At 68.5% G+C, this 2,002-nt stretch carries 1 protein-coding gene; it reads left to right on the forward strand.

The genetic code is table 11. From position 1 onward, the window contains the following. Positions 1–214 precede the first annotated feature (214 nt). Positions 215–1,867, forward strand: a complete 1,653-nt coding sequence (locus tag JNL41_RS06020; protein ID WP_293473371.1) for a M28 family metallopeptidase — start codon at positions 215–217, stop codon at positions 1,865–1,867. Positions 1,868–2,002 lie beyond the last annotated feature (135 nt).

The raw sequence follows: 2,002 nt of genomic DNA on the forward strand, positions 1-2,002 counted from the left end.
TGTGTAGTCGCATGCGGAGCCGAGATGGGGAGGTTTGGCGGACGCCGTAAGAACTTGAGCGGGCCGTCTACACCGGCAAAGCGAGCGGGGGAATTGCGCAAAGGACACAATCGGACAACCGATTGACGTAACGCCACTACTCCAAGGGGCGCTGGCGACATGCCCGTCCCATCGCTAGGGTCGCGCAACTTTCGACCCGTTTGCGAGCGTCCATATGCAAAAGCTTCTCCTCGGCGCGGCCGTCATGGCCCTCGTTTCCAGCTCCGCGGTGGCGGCGGGTCCTGCGATCGACGCGAGCCGGATCCTGCAGGACATCAAGGTGCTGTCGTCCGACGCCTACGAGGGCCGCGCGCCGGCCAGCGAGGGCGAGAAGAAGACCGTCGCCTACCTCGTCGAGCAGATGAAGGCCGCGGGCCTGCAGCCGGCCGGCGACAGGCAGACGGACGGGACGCGCGCCTGGACCCAGGACGTGCCGCTGGTGCGCTCGCAGACCTCGGGCCCGGTGGCCGTGAGCGTGAAGCTGGGCGGCGAGACCCGGACCTGGACGCAGGGCCAGGAAATCGCGATCCGCGCGACCATGATCGGCGACCATCTGACGGTGAAGGACGCGCCGGTCGTGTTCGTGGGCTACGGCGTGAAGGCTCCCGAGCGGAACTGGGACGACTTCAAGGGCGTCGACCTGAAGGGCAAGGTGGCGCTGGTGCTGGTCAACGACCCTGACTTCGAGACGGGTGCGGGCGACTTCGGCGGCAAGGCCATGACCTACTACGGCCGCTGGACCTACAAGTTCGAGGAAGCGGCGCGGCAGGGCGCCATCGGCTTCCTGGTGATCCACGAGACCGCGCCGGCGTCATACGGCTGGGCCACCGTGAAGAACTCCAACACCAACGAAATCTTCGACGTCATCCGCAAGGACCCGTCCGCCGAGCACGCGCCGCTGGAGGGCTGGGTGCAGCGCGACCAGGCGGCCGAACTGGTCAAGGCCGGCGGCTACGACCTCGACACCCTGAAGAAGCAGGCCCAGACCCGCGGCTTCAGGCCGGTCGAGCTGAAGGGCGTGACCTTCTCGACCGACTACAGGGTGGATGCGCAGAAGGTGGTCAGCCACAACGTCGTCGGCGCCCTGCCCGGCGCCAGGCATCCCGAGGAACGCGTCTTCTACACCGCCCACTGGGACCACCTGGGCGTGGGGCTGCCCGACGCCCGGGGCGACAGGATCTACAACGGCGCGCTCGACAATGCGTCCGGCACGTCGATGCTGCTGGAGCTGGCGCGGATCTCCGCCAAGGCGCCGAAGCCGGATCGGACCATCGTCTTCATGTCGGTGACGGCCGAGGAGAAGGGGCTCCTGGGCACGGAATACTACGCGTCCTCGCCGCTCTATCCGCTGGCGACCACCGTGGGCGTGATCAACATGGACGGCGTGGGCCCGAACGGCCTGGCGCACGACTTCACCACCTCGGGGAACGCGCCGCTGACCCTGCAGGACGAGCTGATCGGCGTCGGGAAGGCGCACGGCCGCTACTACAGCCCCGACCCGAGGCCCGAGGCGGGCAGCTTCTTCCGCTCGGACCACTTCCCGTTCGCCAAGGTGGGCGTACCGGCGATCAGCTTCGGCGGCGGTCGCGACCTGTTCGACGGCGGCAAGGCGGCGGGCGACGCCAGATCGAAGGCCTACACCGCCGACAAGTACCACCAGCCCGCCGACGAGTTCGACCCGACCTGGGACCCGAAGGGCTTCGTCGCCGACGGCGCGCTGCTCTACGACCTGGGCCGCAGGCTCGCCAACAGCCGCATCTGGCCCGAGTGGAAGGACGGCGCCGAGTTCAAGGCCGAGCGCGACAAGACCCGCGCGCAGAGGAAGTAGGCCTCACCCCTTCCTGAAGAAGGCGTGGAAGTTCTCGCCGAAGCTGTTGGTCCAGCGTTCCGGCGGGATCCGCACATGGTCGGCGCGCAGCATGTGCGGGGCCAGCGTCTCGGCGTCCACGCGCCGGACGGCGGG

It is taken from the genome of Phenylobacterium sp., assembly GCF_016793285.1.
Classification (GTDB): domain Bacteria; phylum Pseudomonadota; class Alphaproteobacteria; order Caulobacterales; family Caulobacteraceae; genus Phenylobacterium.